Source organism: Streptomyces sp. NPDC085524 (genome assembly GCF_044541755.1).
Classification (GTDB): domain Bacteria; phylum Actinomycetota; class Actinomycetes; order Streptomycetales; family Streptomycetaceae; genus Streptomyces.
On record NZ_JBITTH010000028.1, the window covers coordinates 26,980 to 46,132 of the forward strand.

12 protein-coding genes are annotated in these 19,153 nt (G+C 73.6%); 5 read left to right on the top strand and 7 right to left on the bottom strand.

Annotation, left to right across the window (positions count from 1 at the left end; translation table 11 throughout):
- Positions 1-58: 58 nt before the first annotated feature.
- The gene (locus ACIGFK_RS33460; protein WP_376657872.1) at positions 59-580 is read right to left on the bottom strand and encodes a DoxX family protein; all 522 of its coding nucleotides are present in this window, start codon (positions 578-580) and stop codon (positions 59-61) included.
- Between the two features lie 5 nt (positions 581-585).
- Positions 586-1,248, bottom strand: coding sequence for a hydrolase (locus ACIGFK_RS33465; RefSeq protein ID WP_376657871.1), 663 nt, complete (start codon positions 1,246-1,248; stop codon positions 586-588).
- 348 nt (positions 1,249-1,596) lie between these two features.
- Here ACIGFK_RS33465 and ACIGFK_RS33470 point away from each other — a divergent pair, with 348 nt between their 5' ends.
- The 3 genes from ACIGFK_RS33470 (at position 1,597) to ACIGFK_RS33480 (ending at position 4,410) form a co-directional block, all read left to right on the top strand.
- On the top strand, positions 1,597-2,241 hold the full coding sequence (locus ACIGFK_RS33470) for a hypothetical protein (RefSeq protein WP_400054816.1): 645 nt from the start codon (positions 1,597-1,599) through the stop codon (positions 2,239-2,241).
- Complete coding sequence (locus tag ACIGFK_RS33475; protein WP_400054817.1) at positions 2,238-2,984, top strand: hypothetical protein; 747 nt, start codon at positions 2,238-2,240, stop codon at positions 2,982-2,984. The genes ACIGFK_RS33470 and ACIGFK_RS33475 overlap by 4 nt, the downstream gene beginning before the upstream one ends.
- Positions 2,985-3,063: 79 nt before the next feature.
- Positions 3,064-4,410 carry a hypothetical protein gene (locus ACIGFK_RS33480; RefSeq protein WP_376657868.1) on the top strand — a complete coding sequence of 449 codons (1,347 nt, stop codon included), beginning with the start codon at positions 3,064-3,066 and terminating at the stop codon, positions 4,408-4,410.
- Here the strand turns inward: ACIGFK_RS33480 and ACIGFK_RS33485 are convergent.
- Entirely contained in the window at positions 4,403-5,827 is a 1,425-nt protein-coding gene (locus ACIGFK_RS33485) for a PLP-dependent aminotransferase family protein (protein ID WP_376657867.1), read from the bottom strand. The two genes, ACIGFK_RS33480 and ACIGFK_RS33485, sit on opposite strands and share 8 nt — an antisense overlap.
- A 157-nt stretch (positions 5,828-5,984) precedes the next feature.
- Here ACIGFK_RS33485 and ACIGFK_RS33490 point away from each other — a divergent pair, with 157 nt between their 5' ends.
- A complete protein-coding gene (locus ACIGFK_RS33490) occupies positions 5,985-7,256 on the top strand; it encodes an acetyl-CoA carboxylase biotin carboxylase subunit family protein (protein ID WP_400054820.1) in 1,272 nt (423 codons plus the stop codon).
- Complete coding sequence (locus ACIGFK_RS33495; protein WP_400054822.1) at positions 7,253-8,515, top strand: MFS transporter; 1,263 nt, start codon at positions 7,253-7,255, stop codon at positions 8,513-8,515. Before ACIGFK_RS33490 ends, ACIGFK_RS33495 begins: the two co-directional genes overlap by 4 nt.
- 31 nt (positions 8,516-8,546) lie before the next feature.
- Here ACIGFK_RS33495 and ACIGFK_RS33500 read toward each other — a convergent pair whose 3' ends face one another.
- From ACIGFK_RS33500 to metG, 4 genes are all read right to left on the bottom strand, one after another.
- Positions 8,547-11,528, bottom strand: coding sequence for an aminotransferase (locus ACIGFK_RS33500; protein WP_400054824.1), 2,982 nt, complete (start codon positions 11,526-11,528; stop codon positions 8,547-8,549).
- Positions 11,529-11,830: 302 nt separating this feature from the next.
- A complete protein-coding gene (locus ACIGFK_RS33505) occupies positions 11,831-12,271 on the bottom strand; it encodes an Lrp/AsnC family transcriptional regulator (protein ID WP_376657863.1) in 441 nt (146 codons plus the stop codon).
- A 217-nt stretch (positions 12,272-12,488) separates the two neighbouring features.
- Positions 12,489-17,165 (bottom strand): HEAT repeat domain-containing protein, encoded by a 4,677-nt coding sequence (locus ACIGFK_RS33510; protein ID WP_400054826.1) that lies wholly within the window; start codon positions 17,163-17,165, stop codon positions 12,489-12,491.
- Positions 17,166-17,484: 319 nt separating this feature from the next.
- Entirely contained in the window at positions 17,485-19,101 is a 1,617-nt protein-coding gene (gene metG, locus ACIGFK_RS33515) for a methionine--tRNA ligase (protein WP_386467229.1), read from the bottom strand.
- Positions 19,102-19,153 lie beyond the last annotated feature (52 nt).

Below are 19,153 nucleotides of genomic sequence, written 5' to 3' on the forward strand. Positions count from 1 at the left end.
GCCCGGCCGCCCGGTCGGGGGTACGCGGGCGGCCGGACCCGGTCTGTGCGGCCCGCGCTCAGCGGTCGGCGACCGCCGGGGCGGGGGTCGCCGCGGCGGGGGTCCGGTGCAGGACGAGCCGGGTGAGGAGTCCGCTGCCGAGACCGGCCACGAGCGCGAGGGCGGCCCACCACAGCGGGTACGGCGTGAGGCCGAGGACCGCGTCGAGGGACCAGGCGCCGGGGCCGGTGGCTGCCAGAGCGGCGGCGGTGCCGATGAGGACGAGCGGGTACTCGTATCCGTCGTTCTGCACCCAGAGCCCGTGGCGCCACTTCACGGTGAGCGCGACCGTCATGACCCCGATGGCGCCGGTCGCGGCGAGCGGGGTCAGGAGTCCGGCGGCGAGCAGCAGGCCCGAACCGATCTGGCCGCCGCCCGCTGCCAGGGCGGTGAGGGCTCCGCCGCGGAAGCCGTCGGCGCGGAACTCCTCGGTACCGCCCTCGAGTCCCTTGCCGCCCAGGTGCGCGCTCACCTTCTGCACACCGTGGCCGGCGACGAGCAGTCCCACCAGCACACGCAGGATCAGAATGCCGGTGTCCACAGGGGTCAGCCGGCCGCGTGCGCGCCGATGACGCTCTGCGCGTACACGACGCCCAGGCCGTACGCGCCCGCGTGGGCCTTGACGATCTCCATGACCGCGCCGTACGTCTCCTGGCGCGCCCAGTCGCGCTGCAGCTCCAGGAGGACCTGGACCCAGGTCACCGGGACGGCGCCGGCGGCGATCATCCGCTGCAGCGCGTGCTCGTGGGCGGCCGGGCTGACGCCGCCGGAGGCGTCGGTCACGACGTACACCTCGTAACCCTGCTCGATCGCCGAGAGCGCGGGCAGCACCAGGCAGACCTCGGTCCACAGACCCGACAGGATGATCTTCTTGCGCCCGGTCGCCTTGACCGCCGCGACGAGCGCCTCGTCCTCCCAGGCGTTCATGGTGGTGCGGTCGATGATCTCGTTCTTCGGGAACACCTCGGCGAGCTGCGGCAGCAGCGGGCCCGAGAACGACTCGGCGGCGACCGTGGTCAGGACGGCCGGCACGTCGAACGCCTTGGCCGCCTTGGCGAGACCCGCCGTGCTGTTGATGATCGCGGCACGGTCGCCACTGCCGGTGCCGAAGAACATCTGCGGCTGGTGGTCCACGAAGAGCATGACCGAGTTGTCGGGCGTGAGCAGATCCTTGCTCGGGGCGGCCTGCACCTTGTCGATGTCGAACATGAGGGGTCCTCTCGAAGCAATCGGTAACGTGCCCGCCGCCACGCGGCTCGGCACTCCTTCACGCTATGAGCGCCCCGACCGCCCGCGTTGACCTCCTGCGCCCAGGGGTCGGCACGTCAGCGCACAACCGGATCCGAAGGTGCGGCAGGACGTCCGCGAGCAGCCCCGGACCGCAGGTTCACCGTTGTGAACGCCGGCCGCCGGCGGTCGGCGGTCGGCTCGTGGTGCCGTGCGTCCACATAGTGGGACTGGCCTGGACCCCACAGGCTCCGGTGGACTTGGGGGGACCGCGTCCGGCTGTTGGAATGATCAGCGAGATGCGCCCAGCAAATGAACCGGAGAACCCCTTTGAAAGCCCCAGCACTGAGCGCAGGCGAGAAGCCGTCCGGAGCGGCCGAGCTGACCCGATTCGCCGCCGTCGTGGCGGAGGTGGATACCGCGGCTCTCGGCACTCTGCTCGAACTGCGGCGCCGGGAACTGGCGTTGCGGTCCGATGATGTGTTCGAGCGCGCGTCGAAGACCGCCGAGGTCTACGCCCGGTGGTTCGACGCCCACGGCGTGACCTGTCCGCTGCCGGGTCAGATCGCCACGGCCCGCCGCAAAGGGCTGCCCGTGATCGGGCCCGCCGTCGATGCCCTGTTGTACGCCGAGCTGACCAGCGGCGTACTGATGGGCGTCCAGGACGGCGACGCCATCGACGGCGACCTGCACTTCGACTGGGCGGTACAGGGCGAGACCTTCGCCGGGTTCCGCTCCACCGTCACCTGTGCCCAGGACGAGCCCGTCGTCCGGGACGGGGCCGCGATCGTCGCCTCCGTCCTCCAGGGCCCCGACCGCCGGACCAGCGTCACCAAGAGCTCCCGGCACCTGGTCTTCACCGTGTACGACGCGCCCGGTCTGGCTGCCGAGGACTTCGACGGCGCCGTACGGCTGCTGCGCGATCTCCTCGTGGACGCCGGAGCCGTCCCCGACGTGCTGGAGGTGAGACTGTGACCGGCGCGACCGGCGCGACCGGCCCGACCGGCTTCCCGGGCGCCGGCTGCGAGGAGCTCCCGCAGGAGCCCCTGCCCAGCCGGCACCAGCGGCGCATCCTGATATGCGTCGGCGAGCCGGAGGCGGGCGGGCACGCGGGCGGACATCCGGACGTGTACGCGGCCACGGCCCGCTGGCAGCGCCAGTACGTCGGCGGCGTCTACGTCCGCCTCTCGGGCACCCCCGAGCAACAGCACCACGTCGTCGACCGGTTCACCGCCGCGGGGTGCACCCTGCAGGCCACCCACTTCTACCGGGCCGCGGATGTCCGGGCATTGGCGTCGCTGGCCCGGCAGCTCGAAGCCCTCCCCGCCGAAGTCGTGACCTTCGAGGGCGAGTTCGAGTCCCGGGGGATCGCGGAGCTGCTGATGGTCGGCGCGACCGACGTCGTCGGACCGTACCCGCAGCGGTACATGGCCGCCGCGCGGGCGGCGGCCTCGTACGTCAACGACCGGCTCGGCGAGGCCTGGCTGGCACTGCCCATGGTGACGCGGGCCGAGGGGACGTCGTATGCGGTTGGGGGACCGCATGCGCACGGGGGGCACGGGAGCCGGACGGGCTTCACGCGGGACGAGCTGGAAGACCACTTCGCCGACACGGCGAGGGCACTGGCGGCCGAGACCGAGAGCCGCCTGGAGATCCTGGGCCGCCTCCCGATGCACGGAGAGACCGTTCCGTGTCCGGCGGCGGCCCTCTCCGAGTGACCCGCGGCTCCGCCGACCGGCCGACCCGCCGCACCGCATAACTCATGAGCGCCACAAGCGATCTGGGGGGAACTGCACGATGCGCACCACTGCGACCCTGCGCGCCATACTCGATTTCGACCTGACCGACTACATCGGCAACGCCCGCGCCGTGGGGCGCGATCTGCTCGACCCCGCGCTGCGCGCCTGGATGGCCGAGGCGTACGAGGACGTCGTCGTCCTCCTCGCCCTCGACCGGGACCGGCTCAGCCGCAGCGAATACACGATGCTCCGCTTCGCCGAACTCGTCTTCCAGGCCGAGTGGAAACTGGCCCTCCCCGAGGGCGAGGCGCCCCAGGAGGTCGCCTCGCGCGGCGGCGGACCGCTGGACCGGCGCGGCAAGCGCTACCAGCCCTACGGCAACGTACGGCTCCTCAACCACGTGCTCGGCACCCGCATCCACGCCCCCGACGGGGCCGTCGAGCGGGCCTGCTGGCAGACGATCCGCACCACCGCCGAGAGCTGGCGGGCCTACGAGCAGCGCACCCTCGACGGAACGGAGAAATGGGCGCAGGACGCCCTGCCCTCCGACGGGCAGCTGACGGAGCGCATCGCCCGGCTCGGGTCGCTGGTCTCCCTGAGCATCGGCCGCGCGCCCGCGCTGCACCCCGCCGCGCCCGAACCGCCCCGCCACTGGCGGGACTACGTGCTCACGCCGCACGGCCCCGCCAACGTCCTGGAGCACCTGGCCGTACTGCCCCAGACCACGCAGCACGACGAGGTCACCTTCCTGCGGGTGATCCACCTCGTCGAGGCCACCACGTGGGGGGTGCTCGCCCGGGTGATGTCCGCCGCGGAGTGGCTGCGCGGCGGGCGGTGGGAGTACGCCGCGGAGTGCCTGGGGCGCGCGGCGGACCTGGCCGCAGCCCAGACCGAAGCCTTGCTCGTCATGCGCAGAACGATGCCGGTGGAGCACTTCCAGGGGTTCCGGGAGGCGACGGGCGATGCGAGCGCCGTCCAGGCGTTCCCCACCCAGCTGCTGCACATCCACCTGCTCGGGGTCCACCCGGAGAAGACCGAGGCGCTCGCCGAAGCCACCGAGAACGCCTACGTCCTGATGCACCAGAACCCGGACTTCGAACCGCTGCGGGAGCTGCTGCAGCGGGTGCCGGCGGAGCAGGCGGGGCGGCGGGTGCTGGATGCGGCCCACCGCCTCGACCAGGAGCTGTTCGCCTGGCGGAAGATCCACTACGGGGTCGCGCTGCGCTACCTGCCCAAGCAGACCACGGGCTCGGGCGGCACCTCGGGAGCCCCTTACCTGCGCAGCTTCTACCAGGACAGGCTGTTCGACGCGGACCGGTCGCTGCTTCCGCAGCACCGCTTCGGGCCGAGCACCGTCCTCAGCCCCTGGATCCGGTCCCGTCCGGCGCTCTCCCCCTTCAACTGACGGGGTCCGCCGGCCGCGTCCCGTCGGACTGCTGCGCGTACACCTCCCCGATGCGCCGGATCGCCTCGGAGATGCCCGACCGGCCCAGGGCCGTGTACCCCAGTACCAGCCCGGGCCGGGCCGTCGCCGGATCGTCGTAGTACGCCCTGCTGCCCTTGACCAGGACGGACCGCTGGAGCGCCTCGGCGACGAGGCGCTCCTCGTCGGTACCGGGCGGCAGTGCGGCGACGACGTGCAGCCCGGCGACGGGACCGACCAGGGTCGCGGCCGGCAGGTACTGCTCCACGGCCTGTGTCAGCATGCCGTGCTGGGACCGGTAGCGCGTGCGCATCTTGCGCAGGTGCCCGTCGAGCAGGCCGTTGCGCAGGAAGTCCGCGAACGCCAGCTGCATCAGGCCGTCGCCGCCCAGGTCGCGCCTGACCCGGATCGCCTCCGTCATCGAGGTCAGCGCCGGCGGCAGCACCAGCCAGCCCAACCGCAGGCCGGGAGCGAGGAGTTTGCTCGCCGTACCGGCGTAGATGACCCGCTCGGGATCGGCGGGCTGGAGCGCCAGGTGGCGGCCGCGGTGCTCCAGCCACAGCCCGCCGTCGTAGTCGTCCTCGATGATCCAGCCGCCGGTGTCCCGTGCCCACCGCACCAGCTCCTGCTGGCGCTTGGGCGACATGGGCACGCCGAGCGGGAACTGGTGCGAGGGCGTGACCAGGACGGCCCGCACCTTGCTGGCGTAGAGCTGCTCGATCTCCACCCCTTCCGGCCCCACCGGCACCGCCAGCGTCCGGATCCCGTTCTCCTCGACGAACTGGCGCTGGCGGTCGTGGCTGGGGTCCTCGACCGCCAGCCTGTCGATGCCCAGCTCGCTCAGGACCGCGCAGATCAGGCCCAGACCGTGCGCGAACCCGCCCGTCACCATGGTGTTGTCCGGATGCCCCAGCACACCGCGGACCCGGCCGAGATACGCGACGAGCTCCGTACGCAGCTGCTCGACGCCGAGCAGCGGCGGATAGCCGAGCCCTTGGTAGCGGGCCGTGCTCACGGCCCGCTGGTAGGAAGCCGTCCATTCGCGATGCGGGAAGGTGGCCGCATTGGGCGTGCCCGGCAGCAGGTTGAACCGGACCGACGGGATCGCCCGGTCGACCAGCACCACGGGCTTCCTGATCCGCGTGTCGGCGTGGGCCGCCACCCGCGTGCCGGAACCGCGGACCGACTCCAACAGGCCCTCTCCGGTGAGCTTTTCGTACACCTCCACCACGACACTGCGCGATACGTTCAGGTCCTGGGCCAGCTGGCGGCTGGACGGGAGCCTGGAGCGGGGCGTCAGCCGTCCCTGCTCCACCTGTCTGCGCAGCTGGTCGGCGATCTGGGAGCCGAGTGGCTCCGGGGTGTCGCGTCGTACCTCCAGAATGACGTGCCACGTCATGTTGTCCCCCCAAATTTTACTGTTTGTAGCGGTCGTCACGAATTTACAGCCGGTTCTGGATTGGTCCGGTGGCGAGCCGGTCAACTGGCCTGGCGTGCACGTTTCCCGGTCAGCAGACTGACCAGCCGATACGCCCCGGCCGAAAGGTTCACGTGCCATGCCCTCCTCGTCCCCGTCCCCGTCCCGGCCCTCGTCCCCGTCCTCGCCCCCGCTGCTGGTCCTGATCAGCCCCATGGACCAGGAGACCCGCGGTCACCTGCTGGAGTCCGTGGCACGGGACCACCGGATCTGGCTGTTCTCCGACCGCGAGGTCGGCTGGGAGGCGCCGTTCATCACCGGGCACACGCGGGTCGACACCCTGGACGCCGACGGCATGATCGAGGCGGCCCGGCCCCTGGCACCGGACGCGATCCTGTGCTGGGACGAGACCCGCATCCTTCCGGCGGCCAAGGTGGCCGGCGCCCTGGGGCTTCCGGGGCTGACCCCGGAAGCCGTACTGACCTGCCGCGACAAGCACCTCACCCGCCTCGCGGTGGCCGGGGCGGGCGGCCCGCAGGCCCGCTCCACCCCGGTGTCCACCCTCGCCGAGGCGCACGAGGCCGCTGCGGAGACGGGCTACCCGGTCGTGGTCAAGCCCCGGGCGCTCGTGGGCAGCACGGGCACGCGCATGGCCCGCACCCCCGGGGAACTGGCCGAAATCTTCCCCGCCATCCGAGGGACGACCATGGTCGAGGTGCGCGAGCGCTTCGAACAGCCCGTGCTCGTCGAGGAGTACCTGGACGGTCCGGAGATCAGCGTCGACGCCCTGATCTGGGACGGCGAGGTCACCCCGCTCTTCGTCGCCCGCAAGGAACTGAGCCCGCCGCCCAACTTCGAAGAAGTGGGACACGGCGTCGACGCCGCCGATCCGCTGCTGGCCGACCCGGAGCTGCTGCGCGCCCTGACCACGGTGCACGCCGCCGTCGGCATCACCCGCGGCTGGACGCACTCGGAGTGGCGCCTCACCGCGCGCGGCCCCGCCCTGGTCGAGGTCAACGCCCGCAGCGGCGGCGACTTCATCTCGTACCTCGGGCTGCTGGCAACGGGCTGGGACGCGGGCCTGGCAGCCGCCCGCCTGGCGCTCGGAGAGCGCCCCGAACAGGGCGCCGCGCGCTCCGGGGCCGCCGCCGTGCGCTTCCTCTACCCCGAGGTGGAGACCGTCGTCGGCCGCGTCACCATCGACCGGGACCGGCTGCCGGCGGGCATCGGGATCGCCCGCGTGGTCGCACAGCCCGGCCACGTCCTGGAACTCCCGCCCGCCTCGCACACCGGCCGGTACGCCATGCTCGTGGCCTCCGCCGCCACCGCCGAGGAATGCCGGGCGACGCTCGACGCCGCCGAGGGCGCGGTGCGCCTCGAAGCGGCCGAGCCGGTCCCGGCCCCGCGATGAGCGTGGACGGGGCGACCCGCGCCGACGGTGCCGAGGCGGCCGGCGTCGCACTCACCTGGCGCGAGGCACCCCTGCCGGTGAAGGCGGTGATCGCCGGGATCATGGTGAACCGGCTCGGCGGCTTCCTCCAGGTGTTCCTCGTGCTCTACATGGTCGCCGGCGGATACCCCGAGGTGCAGGCGGGGTTCGCGCTCGCCGCGCACGGAGCGGGCGCGGTGGCGGGGATCCTCCTCGGCGGCTGGCTCGTCGGGCGCATCGGCGTCCGGGCCTCGATCGTCTCCTCGATGACGGCCAACGCGGCCCTCACGGCCGCCTTCCTGTACGCCGCGTCGTACCCGGTGATGCTGCTGCTCGCGGTCGGCACCGGCGCGGCGGGCCAGGTCTACCGGCCCGCCTCGGCGGAGCTGGTCAGCCGTCTCACCGGCGAGCAGCGCCGCGTCATGGTCTTCGCCATGTACCGCCTCGCCACCAACATCGGGACCACCGCGGCGCCGCTCATCGGCGCCGCCCTGGTCGCCCACTCGTACACCCTGCTGTTCTGGGCGGAGGCGGCCGCCGCCCTGGGCGTCGCCGTACTCGGCGCCCGGCTCCTGCCGCACGACCGCCCCGGGCCCACGGCCACCGGCCCGGCCGGGGCGAAGGCGGCCCCGGAGACGGAGGGGGAGACGAGGACGGCGGCGGGCCCGGGCGGCTACCGGGCGGTGCTGGACGACCGGAGCTTCGTGCTGTTCCTGCTCGCCATCCTCGGCTTCTCCGCGGTCTACACCCAGTACCTGTCGACGCTCCCGCTGGCGGTGCGGGAGCGCGGACTCGACATCTTCGTCTACGGCGTCCTCGTCGCCGTCAACGGCCTGATCGTCATCCTGTGCGAGCTGGTGGTGACCCGGAAGGTGCAGCGGTGGCCGGCCAGGATCGCCACCATCACCGGAATCCTCGCCGTCGGCGGCGGCCTCGCCGCGTACGCGCTGCCCTGGGGCGTCGCCGGCCTCGTGGCCGCCACGGTGGTGTGGTCGGTCGGCGAGATCATCGGCTCCCCGACCATGACCGCGTACCCCGCGCTGGCAGCGGCGCCCGAGCACCGGAGCCGCTACCTCGGCGCCTCCCAGGCCATGTTCGGGGTGGGCTCCGCCGTGGGACCAGCGGCGGGTGTCGCCGCGTGGTCCCTGATGGGCGACTCGGTATGGCTCGCGTGCGGCGCCCTCGCCGCACTCGCCGCACTCGCCGCCTTCATCGGCATGCCCGCCTCCCCGAAACCCTGAGTCGTCGGACACCGGCCCGGCAGCCCGTGGCCTACGGGCGCGGGGGCCGGGGGCCGAGTTCGGTCAGGGCTCGGTCGAGGGCGTGGGTGAAGAAGTCGGCCGCTGCGGGGTCGATGCACAGCGGGGGCTTGATCTTGAGGATGTTGAGGTGGTCCCCGGTGGGCTGGACGATGACGCCGAGGTCCAGCATGCGGTCGCAGAGTTCGGCGGTCTCCTCGGTGGCGGGTTCCAGGGTGGTGCGGTCGCGGACGAGTTCCAGGCCGAGGTAGAGGCCGGAGCCGTGGACGGCGCCGATGAGCGGGTGGTGGCCGGCGAGCGCCTGGAGGGCGGACTTGAGGTGGGCGCCGGTGCGGGCGGCGTTGCCCTGGAGGTCCTCGTCGCGCAGGGCGTCCAGGACGGTGAGGCCGGCGATGCTGGACACGGGGCTGCCGCCGGTGGAGGAGAAGAAGTAGCCCTGGTCGCAGTAGCGGTCGGCGACGGCGCGGCTCGTGATGACGGCGCCGAGCGGGTGGCCGTTGCCCATGGCCTTGGCCACGCAGACGATGTCGGGGACCGCTCGCTGCTGCTCGAAGCCCCAGAACCAGTGGCCCAGGCGGCCGTAGCCGACCTGGATCTCGTCGGCCACGGCCAGGCCCCCGTGCCGACGCACGGCTGCGTACACCTGCCGGAGGTAGCCGTCGGGGAGGGCCACGCCGCCCGCGTTGCCGTAGTAGGACTCGCCGATGAAGGCGCCCGCGGGGCGGCCTGAGGCGGCCAGGTCGTCGATGACCCGGACGGCCTCCGGGGCGTACCGCGCGGCGTGTTCGCCGCGGTGGCGGCCGCGGTAGGAGTTGGGCGAGTCGACCGTGTGCACCCAGGCGGGGCGGGTGGCCAGGGCGTTGGGGTTGTCCTGGAGGGAGGTGGAGACGGCGTCTGAGGCGTACGTCCAGCCGTGGTAGGCCTCGCGCAGCGCGACGACGTCGTGCTGTCCGGTGGCCCCGATGGCGAGGCGGATCCCCAGGTCGACGGCCTCGGAGCCGGAGTTGACCAGGAAGACCGTGTCGAGGGGGTCGGGCAGCAGGGCGGCCAGGCGTTCCGTGAACTCCACGACCGCCGCGTAGTGGAAGCGGGAGTTGGTGTTGAGCCGGCGGAGTTGCCGGGAGACGGCCTGCTCGACGCGGGGGTGGGCGTGGCCGAGCGGGGTGACGTTGTTGACCATGTCCAGGTACGACCGGCCCTCGGCGGAGACCATGTGGTGGCGCCAACCGCGTTCCATGCGGGGCGGGTTGTCGTAGTAGTGCTCCTGGACCGGGGCGAAGGCGGCCGCGCGGCGGGCGAGGAGGTCCGGCTGCGTGACGGCCGCGGTCGCCGGGAGGCCGAGCAGCGGGGCGGGGTCGGCGGTGAGCGCGAGCCAGCCTGCTGCGTACTCGGGGCGGACCAGCGGCGGGACCGCGGTGACGTCCTGCCGCCGGAGCGAGACGTGGAACCGTGCGCCCGCCGGGAGGGCGGCCAGCCGGTCGCCGGCGCGTACGGGTGCCCCGGCGGCGGGGGCCGGCTCGACGGTGCCGGGGAGGGAGAGGTGCAGGACGTACGGGGCGCAGGTGACGGCCAGGTGGCCGGGGGCCGCCGCCACTACCCGGCCGTCGTGGGGTGCGTGCAGGGCGGCGGGTTCGCCCAGCCATACGTCGATGCCGGTGGCGACGGTCGCCGGTGAGGTGGCGGACAGGGCCGGGGCGGCGGTGAGCTCGGCGTGGCCGTGCCGGGTGGCGACGGCCCGGGCTCCCTCGGCGAGCAGGGCGCGCGCGAGACGGTCGCCGGCCGACTCCTCGAGCCAGATGCCGTGGTCCATGGCGTCGGCCTCGGCGGACAGGTCGAGGACGGCGATGCGGGCGGGGTCGAGGCCCTCCACCAGGGGACGGGCGGGGGCGGGAGCGGTGTTCCGGCCGGGGCCCTGCGGGCCGAGGGCATCGCTGATCAGGCGGGTCATGACTGCGGCCGGAACGGCGGTGGCCTGCTCGAAGATGCGCCACTCGCGGTCGAGGGCGGCGTCGACGTAGGCGTTGTCGCCGTCGACGGCGGCCTGCTGGCGTCCGCTGACCACCAGGGTCGCGGCCCTGAGCACGACCAGCGGCCACAGGGCCGTCGCCTCGTCGGCGGACAGGGGGCGGACCTCGTGGAAGGCGCGTACGGCGGGGAGGAGGTGGTGCGGTTCCATGCCGTCGTGGTGGAGCATCGAGGACAGGGGTATCGCGAGCTCGCACACCGCCCAGGTGTCCGTCAGGTCGCCGAAGTCGATGATCCCGTCGGGCAGGGGCAGCGGGCCGTCGGGCGAGCGGACCAGGTTGTCGTCGGTCAGGTCCAGGTGCACGGCCTGGCGCGGCAGCCGGTCGGCGACCTCCAGCAGGGCGGCCCGGGCGTCCGCGGTCGCGGACCGTACGGCGGCACGCCGGTCCGCCTCGGTGACGTGCTCCAGGAGCCGGCCGACGACGCGCCCGGCGTGGCGGGGGTCCCACTGCAGGACGCGGTCCAGTCCCGGGTGCCGGAAGCCACTCAGGGTGGTGCTGACCTGGCCGGCGATACGGCCCATGGCGGCGACCGTCCGGGGCGGGAGGTGGCGCGGGCCCGAGAGCGTCCCACCGGGCAGGTGCCGGAGCAGCCGGGCGGTGACGGGACCGCTGTCGGTGTCCACGGCGGCCGTCATGCGGCTGCCCTCGGTGTCGCGCAGGACGGTCGCCAGCCGCAGCCCGGGCTGCGCGTCGGCGATCAGGTCGGCGGCGGCGTCCTGGGCGTCGATCTCGGTCACGGTGAAGGCCGGGTTCGCGATCTTCAGTACGGCCGCGGGTGATCCGTCGTCGTGGGTCAGGAGGAAGTTGGCGTCCTGCTGGCTGCCGAGCGACTCGGCGCGTACGTCGAGGCCGAAGTGCTCGGCGGCGATCCGGCGCGCCCGGTCGGCCGTGACGCGCGGGGCGGGAAGGGCCTGGTGGCTGAAGAAGTCGACGGTGCGGGAACGGGGCTGGGGCTGGTCGTACGTCATGCCGGGGTCCTCGGCTGTTCGGGGTGGGGGTGACGGGGTGCGCCTGCGGGGCGGCGGCAGTGGGGGCCGTGCGCATGCGGAGCTGCCCGTACGACGGGGTCGCGGGCAGGCGGGCCGTGCGTCCGGCGGGGAGGCCGCCACCGGACGGGCGGTGCGTCGTGCGGCGGGAGGGCCGCAGGACCGGGGAGGGCAGGCCGGATGAGGGCCCGAAGGCGCGGCGACCGGGCCGGCAGGTGGTGCACAGGGGCGGGGGCGGGCGGGAGACCGTGTCACGGCCGGCGCCCGGCCTCAGGGGGCCGTGCTCAGTCGACGTCCCAGAGGAAGCGGTGGGTGTGGATCCCGAAGTAGGGGAAGTTCTCCACGGCCGCGACGCCCTCGATGGGGCGTACGACGTCGTTGACGAAGTCCAGCAGGTCGTGCGGACGACGGCAGACGACCTCTGCGAAGAGGTCGAAGGTGCCGGAGGTGAGCACCGCGTAGACGATCTCGTCGTGGCGCGAGAGCTCGTCGGCCACGGCACGCGGATCGCCGTCCACGCGCAGGCCGAGCATGGCCATGGTCTGGCCGCCCATGGCCATGGGGTCGGTGACTCCGACCACCTGTACCACCTTGGCGTCGATCAGCCGCTGGAGCCGCTGGCGGGCCGCCGAGGGCGACAGCCCGACCTTCGGCCCGAGATCGGCGTACGGGATCCGCCCGTCCGCCTGCAGCTCGCGCAGGATCGCCCGGTCGATCTCGTCCATGGCCCGCACCTCCTTGACGCAACCAGCTAAGCATCTGACTGATACGAGCGCAATAGAGGTCCATCACGATCGATTCAGTGGCCGAGGCAGCGGAATCGAGTGCCGGTCTTCGTCGCTCGTCGACCCCGGCGGGAAAGAACGGATGTCCGACCCCGCCGCCGGCCTGCCTCCGTGACGCTCGAAGAGCCCGAGGTCTTCCTCGGGTCCGAGGACACCGTCATGGAACTCTGCCGCTGCATCGGGGCGCCGGCCGCGGCGCGGCGGGCTCCGTGGCTGCGGCCTCCGTGAGCCGTTCGAGGGGCTCCGTGTAGAGGGGCCGTTTGTCGGGGCGGGCGTGGACGGCGGCGCGTCTGAGGGCGGGGATCGCCGACGGGCCCAGGTCGATGAGGGCCTCGGCCGCGGCCTTGCGTACGGCGGGGTGGGGGTGCTCCAGCAGTCCGGTCAGGGCAGGGATCGCAGGTGCCCAGTTCGCGTGGCAGAGGGTGCGGACCGCCATGCGGACCAGGTCCGGCTGGGGGTCGTCCAGCAGGGTCGCCGTGTGGTGCAGGTACGTCTCGCGGTCCAGCATCGTTCGCACGGTGCGGTGGGCGTGCAGGCGGACCCCGGGCCTGGGGTGGTGCAGGAGTTCGCCGAGCAGGGAGCGGAGGGCGGGGTCCTGGTCCGGGGTGGGTCCGCCGTGTTGCTCGGTCAGCCGGGTGAGGGCTTGGCGTATCCGTACCGGGTCGCCGGTGCGGGCCAGGTCCAACAGGTCTCGGCGGGTGAGGGGTTGCGGCGTTGCCTCGGGGGTGCGGTCGCGGAGGGAGGCCAGGGCGGTGGCGTCCTGTTGCGCGGCGTCCGGGTGGCGGAGCGGGCCGTCCACGAGGAGGAGTCCGTCCGCGAGGTCGTCGCGGCCTTCGGCGCGCAGGCGGAGAGCGGTGCGGGTGAGGGCAGGGGTGCGGAGCAGCGGGCGGCCGTGGAGGAGCTCGAGGAAGCCCCAGGAGCCGTCGGCGAGGCGGTCTTCGAGGTGCTCCGCCAGTACGTCGGCGGGGGCGTTGCGCAGTGCCCGGGCGGCTGCGGAGCCGGCGGCGGGAGGGGCGTGCTCCCACCACTGCAGGAGGAGCGGCACCAGGGGTTCCAGCTCCCGCGGGGCGAGTCGGCTCGCGACGAGGGCCGCCCTGTCGTGCAGGGTGTCGGGCGCGCGGAGTTCCGCCTGCAGTTCCGGCCCTCCGACGGGCAGGTCGGCGAGTACGCCGATGAGTACGTCGGCGGGGACGTCGACGTGGCCCCGCAGGAAGGCTCGGAGTACGGGGAGCCTGGCCTCCGGCTCGGGCCATTCCAGCAGGGCCAGGGCCGCGGTGTGCCGGTGGTGCGGGGTGGATGCGTGCAGCATGGCCAGCAAGCGCTCCCGCTGTGCGGTCGAGCGGGGCTGGTCGAGGTCGGCGGTGCGCACGGTCCGCGGCTGCGGTGTCGGCGCGTGCGCGGTCTCGGTGATGGTCCAGGGCGGTGCGTCCAGCGGCTGGATGTCCGTCAGCCAGTCGATGAGTGCGGGGCGGACCGCGTCTCCGGCGGAGGCGTAGACGTCGATCAGCGCGGTCAGGCGGTCGCGGGAGTCCGGGATCCCGTCGTGCCGGAGGCGGAATGCCTCCAGGGCGGACGGTGTGCGGACTGCGGCGGCCAGCGCGGCCCGCCAGGACTCGGTGCCGTCCGCTCCCGCGGCTGCCGCGGGCTGCGGTACGGCGAACGCGTCCCGCAGCACGGCGGTTTCGGCCTGCCGGGGGTCGGCGCCCAGGCGGGCCGAGGCGAGTGCGCGGTCGAGGTCGGCTCGGACCAGTACGGCGTCGAGGCTGCGGAGCAGGGGCAGCGTGGACGGGCTGCCCGCGGGGGCGGTGGGCAGTGCGCCTGCGCCCGCAGGCGCGAGGGGCAGTGCGCGTACGGCCTCGGCGACCGCGGGCTTCCGGATCGCGGGCAGGGTCGGTGCGACCGCTTCGAGGACCGCGACGATGCCCTGGCGGACTTCGGCCGGGGCCTCGGCGAGTGCGGCCAGGAGGGTTCCGGTGGACCGGGCGAAGGCCGTCAGCTCATCCGTCGTCCACGGTGCGGGGCAGAACCGGAGGGTGAGCCGCAGGACGCGGTCCCGGACGGCGGGTTCGGAGTCGGCGGCCAGACGGAGCCAGTCGGCCAGCATGGGGCGCAGCTCCATGCGGCCGATGAAGGGCGGCAGGTCCTCCCTTTCGGCGATGCGCCGGGCGACCGACGGGTCCCAGCCTTCGGTCGTCAGCGCTGCGATGTCGGGGCGCGCTCCCCCGTCCGGCGCGGCGGCCGGTGTGATCCCGTGCCCGGCCATGGCCGTCGCCAGGTCCTCGACCGTCCCGGAGGCGAGGCCGACGCGGCGGGTCGCGACGAGGGTGAGCAGGGACGGCGCCACCCGTGCCGCCTGGGCGTCCAGTGCGAGGACCGAGCGGGCCGGCAGTGTGCCGTCGAGGCCTGCCAGGAGCAGTTCGCGGGCCCGGTCGTCCTCGCTGTGTTCGGCGGCGGCGAGCAGGGTCGCCGGGTACGCGTCGCCGAGGACGGCGCGCAGGGCCTCGGTGAGCCCGTCGCGCAGCCCCGGATTGTCGTGGCGCCCCAGCCAGTGGAGCAGCGCCGGGACCGCCTCGGGCGTGCCCGTGCGGACCAGCACCGCGGCGGCGGTCTTCTTGACGTTCATGTTCGGGTGGCCGAGGCAGGCGGCGACCGCGCCGGCGGCCCACCGGGCCCGTGCGTGGCCGAGGGCGAGCAGGGCCTGCCGGACGGTCTGGATGTCCGGGGCGGCGGTCAGCGCGATCAGGCTCGCCGACAGCGCCTGCGCGTCGTCGCCCGCCGCGTCGCGGGCGAGGAGTGCGATCACGTGCTTGCGCACGTGGCGGTCGCGGTGGCGCAGCAGCCGGTGCACCCGCGCACGGGTGCCTGCGTAGGGCGCTCGGAGCAGCAGTTCGAGCAGGACCGTCAGCTCGCCGCTCGAGAGTCCGGGCCGGTCCAGCAGGTCCAGCGCCATGGACGCGAGGAGTGCGTTCCCGGCCTCGCCCTCGGTCGCCGCGTCGAGCAGGCAGGCCGGCCTGACCCGTCCGCGTGCGTGGAGGCGGCGGCCCAGGCCCCGTACGGAGTCCAGGACCTCCTGGGGGACCGCGGGTTCCCCGGCCTGTGGTCCCGGGGCGGCGGCAGCGCCCGGCTCCCGGTTCGCCGCCCGGTCGGCCACGATGCGCAGGAGGAGGTCCGCGATGACGGGCAGCGTGCCGGCGCTGCCGTGGGTGGCCAGGCGGCACAGGGCGGCCTCCGGCTCGTCCGGGTCCAAGTGGGATCCGAGGAAGGCCAGTTCGCGCTCGTCCGGGCCGCCGAGGTCCGCCGCGATACGGGGTGGCAGATCGGTCGGGTCGAGGCGGACGAGAAGGGAGCGCCGCTCTGCCGGATCCTCGGTCAGATGCCACAGCACCTCGAGGGCGCGGTGCCGCACCGCGCGCAGGTGCGGTGCGATCTCGCCCGGGGCCTGCGCCGCGGCCAGGCCGAGTCCCTCTCTCAGGGCCGTCGTCGTGCGGTGGCCGCCGATGGCCTCCAGCGCGTCCAGGGCCGCTGCGGGAGCCGGGGGAAGGAGGGCGATCACGGCGTCCTCGGCATCCGTGTGGCGCAGGGCGCGGATCGCGTCGAGGAACGGGCCCGGTGCGGGGGCCGAGGGCAGGACGCGGGTGATCGCGTCCCCGATCGGGAGCTCCCCCGCCCCCTGTGCGGCCAGGGCGACGAGCAGCGCGAGCCGCCGCGGCCAGCTCGGATCGCCGGCGGGCGCGTCGACCAGTACGCGCAGCGTCTCCTGCCGGCAGGTGAACAGGATCGTCGCGACCTCGTGGGGTGCGATCGTGTGGTCGGCCAGTGCCAGGCCGATGACGGACGGGACGTGCAGATCCTCCGGGAAGTGCCCGCGCCGGTGGAGGCCCCGCAGGCACGTCAGCGCCGGACCGGCCAGCAGCAGCGGGTCCTGTGCGGCGACCGTCGTCAGTGCGCCGATGTCGTCGCGGCCGGCGAGGTCACCGAGGAGTTCCAGGCCGCGCCGGCGAAGACCCGGTGGCAGTTCCGGATCGCCGACGACCTGCCGCAGCAGGCCGCCGTGCCCGTGCCGGGCCGCGGCCTCGAGTGCGGCATCGGCGGCCCCGGGCCGGGCCCTCACCGCATCGGCGGCGAGGAAGGGGGCCAGCCGTGCGGACGGAAGGGGGCTCGACGCCGCCCACGGCTCGGCGAGTTCGCCCAGTGCGGCGACGACGACGTCCGTGCTGTCGGCGCCGAGCAGGTCGACCAGGTGTTCGCGGACCGGGGCGGGAGCCAGCAGACCGGCGTACAGCCCCTCCCGGGCCAGGCGCAGCGCCGCGGCCTGCAGCACCGGGTCGCCGGCGGCCGCCAGCTCGTCCACGAGCCGTTCGGGCCGGTGCGCGTCGGCCACGGCCGCTTCCCGTACGGCCTGGTAGAGCAGTTCGCCCGGCGGCTCCGTCCGGACGACCGCAGGGTCGGTCAGCAGTTCGGCGCGCAGCCAGGCGATCCGTACGCGTGCCGGCAGCCCGGCCGTACGCCACGACGGCCGGGGCAGCCCCGGGCGGTACGGTCCGAGCCGTTCGTGGAGCCGCGCCAGGACGAGGTCCGTCTCCGGAGGTCCCTCCAGCGACACCGGCAGCAGCCCCGCGAGTTCGGCCAGGTCCGACGCGTCGCCGGTCCGGCCCGCCGTCACGCGCTCGGCCAGGAGGAGCAGTCCCCGGTGCCGCACGCGGGGGTCCGGGTGCCGGACGAGCCGCCCGAGGGCGGCCGGCGGGCAGCGCCGCGCGTCGAGCCGGCCGTCCTGCCGGTCGGCGTCGGCCCGACGCATCGCGTCCTGGAAGGGTTCGTCCGGCGGCGTGGTCATCATCGGATGCTAACGGGGCCGTTCCCGGCCCCACCAGCGGGATTTGCCCGATGCGCCGCACGCGCAGGACGGCGGTCAGCATCGGGAGGGTGAACTCGCCGCGGGCGGTCTCCGGCCGACCGACCGGGCGGCCTGCGCGCAGTCGGGCCGGTGTGCTGCGTAGGCGGCCGCCGCCGCGCCGAACGGCGAGGCGTGGAGCGTCCGTTCGTCTCGATCCATGCGGTGGCGCCAGCCGCCGTACCGGCTGTCCGGTACCCCGCGTCGCGCCCCCTGGATGTCCGCCGCCGGCAAGCGGTCGGACACCCGGGAGCCTCGGGCATCAGACCGTCGCCGGCTCCTCCGGGCGCGGGAAGAGGACCGCTCCCTTGGTCACTTTCGCACCGGCCTGGAGCCTGCCCCACTCGCCGGCGTCCCGGACCTTCTGGTCCGCCAGGGCGCCCAGGGACTCCGCGGCACCCAGGGAGTCCCACAGCTTCCCGGAGGTCTCCGGCATGACCGGGTTCATCAGGACGGCGACCGCGCGCAGCGACTCGGCCGCCGTGTAGAGGATCGTGGCCAGGCGGGCTCGGCCCTCGCTCGACTCGTCCTTGGCCACCTTCCACGGCTCCTGTTCCGTGATGTAGCCGTTGACCTGCTTGATGAACTCGAAGACGGCCAGGATGCCGCCCTGGAAGTCGAGTTCGTCGCCGATGCGGCGGTCCGCTTCCGCCACCGCCTTGGCGAGGCCGTCGTGGACGGCCCGCTCCGCCTCGCCGTCGGCCGTGGCCGCGGGGAGCGTGCCGCCGAAGTACTTGCCGACCATGGCGGCCACGCGGGAGGCGAGGTTGCCGTAGTCGTTGGCCAGCTCGCTCGTGTACCGGGCGGTGAGGTCCTCCCAGGAGAAGGAGCCGTCCTGGCCGAAGGAGATCGCGCGCAGGAAGTACCAGCGGTAGGCGTCCACGCCGAAGTGCGAGGTGAGGTCCTGGGGCTTGATGCCGGTCAGGTTCGACTTGGACATCTTCTCGCCGCCGACCATCAGCCAGCCGTTCGCGGCGACCTTCCGGGGCAGCGGGAGGCCCTGCGCCATCAGCATCGCGGGCCAGATGACCGCGTGGAACCGGAGGATGTCCTTGCCGACCAGGTGGACGTCGGCCGGGAAGGTCGCGCCGAACTTCTCCGGGTTCTCGTTGTAGCCGACCGCCGTGGCGTAGTTCAGCAGCGCGTCGACCCATACGTAGATCACGTGCTTGGGGTCCCACGGGATCGGGATGCCCCAGTCGAAGGTCGACCGGGAGATCGACAGGTCCTGCAGCCCCTGGCGCACGAAGTTCACGACCTCGTTGCGCGCGGACTCGGGCTGGATGAAGCCCGGGTCGGCCTCGTAGTGGGCGAGCAGCTTGTCTCCGTACTCGCTCAGCTTGAAGAAGTAGTTCTCCTCGCTGACCGTCTCCACCGGCCGCTTGTGGATCGGGCACAGCTTCTGGCCCGCGTACTCGCCCTCGCCGTCGAGGAGCTCGCCGGGCAGCTTGTATTCCTCGCAGCCCACGCAGTAGGGGCCTTCGTAGCCGCCCTTGTAGATCTCGCCCTTGTCGTACAGGTCCTGCACGAACTCCTGGACGCGGTCGGTGTGCCGCTTCTGGGTCGTCCGGATGAAGTCGTCGTTCGACATGTCCAGGTGTTCCCAGAGCGGCTCCCACGACTCGCTCACGAGCCTGTCGCACCACTCCTGCGGGGACACGCCGTTGGCTTCGGCCGTGCGCATGATCTTCTGGCCGTGCTCGTCGGTCCCGGTGAGGAACCACACGCGCTCGCCGCGCTGCCGGTGCCAGCGGGCGAGCACGTCGGCCGCGACCGTGGTGTACGCATGGCCCAAGTGAGGAGCATCGTTGACGTAGTAGATCGGGGTGCTGACGTAGAAGGCCTTCGCCCCGGCAGACTCGGGTCCATTGGGATTCATGGCTGGCGAGTCTAGTGGATCCGTTCCGTCACCACTCTTTAGAACAGGCTTG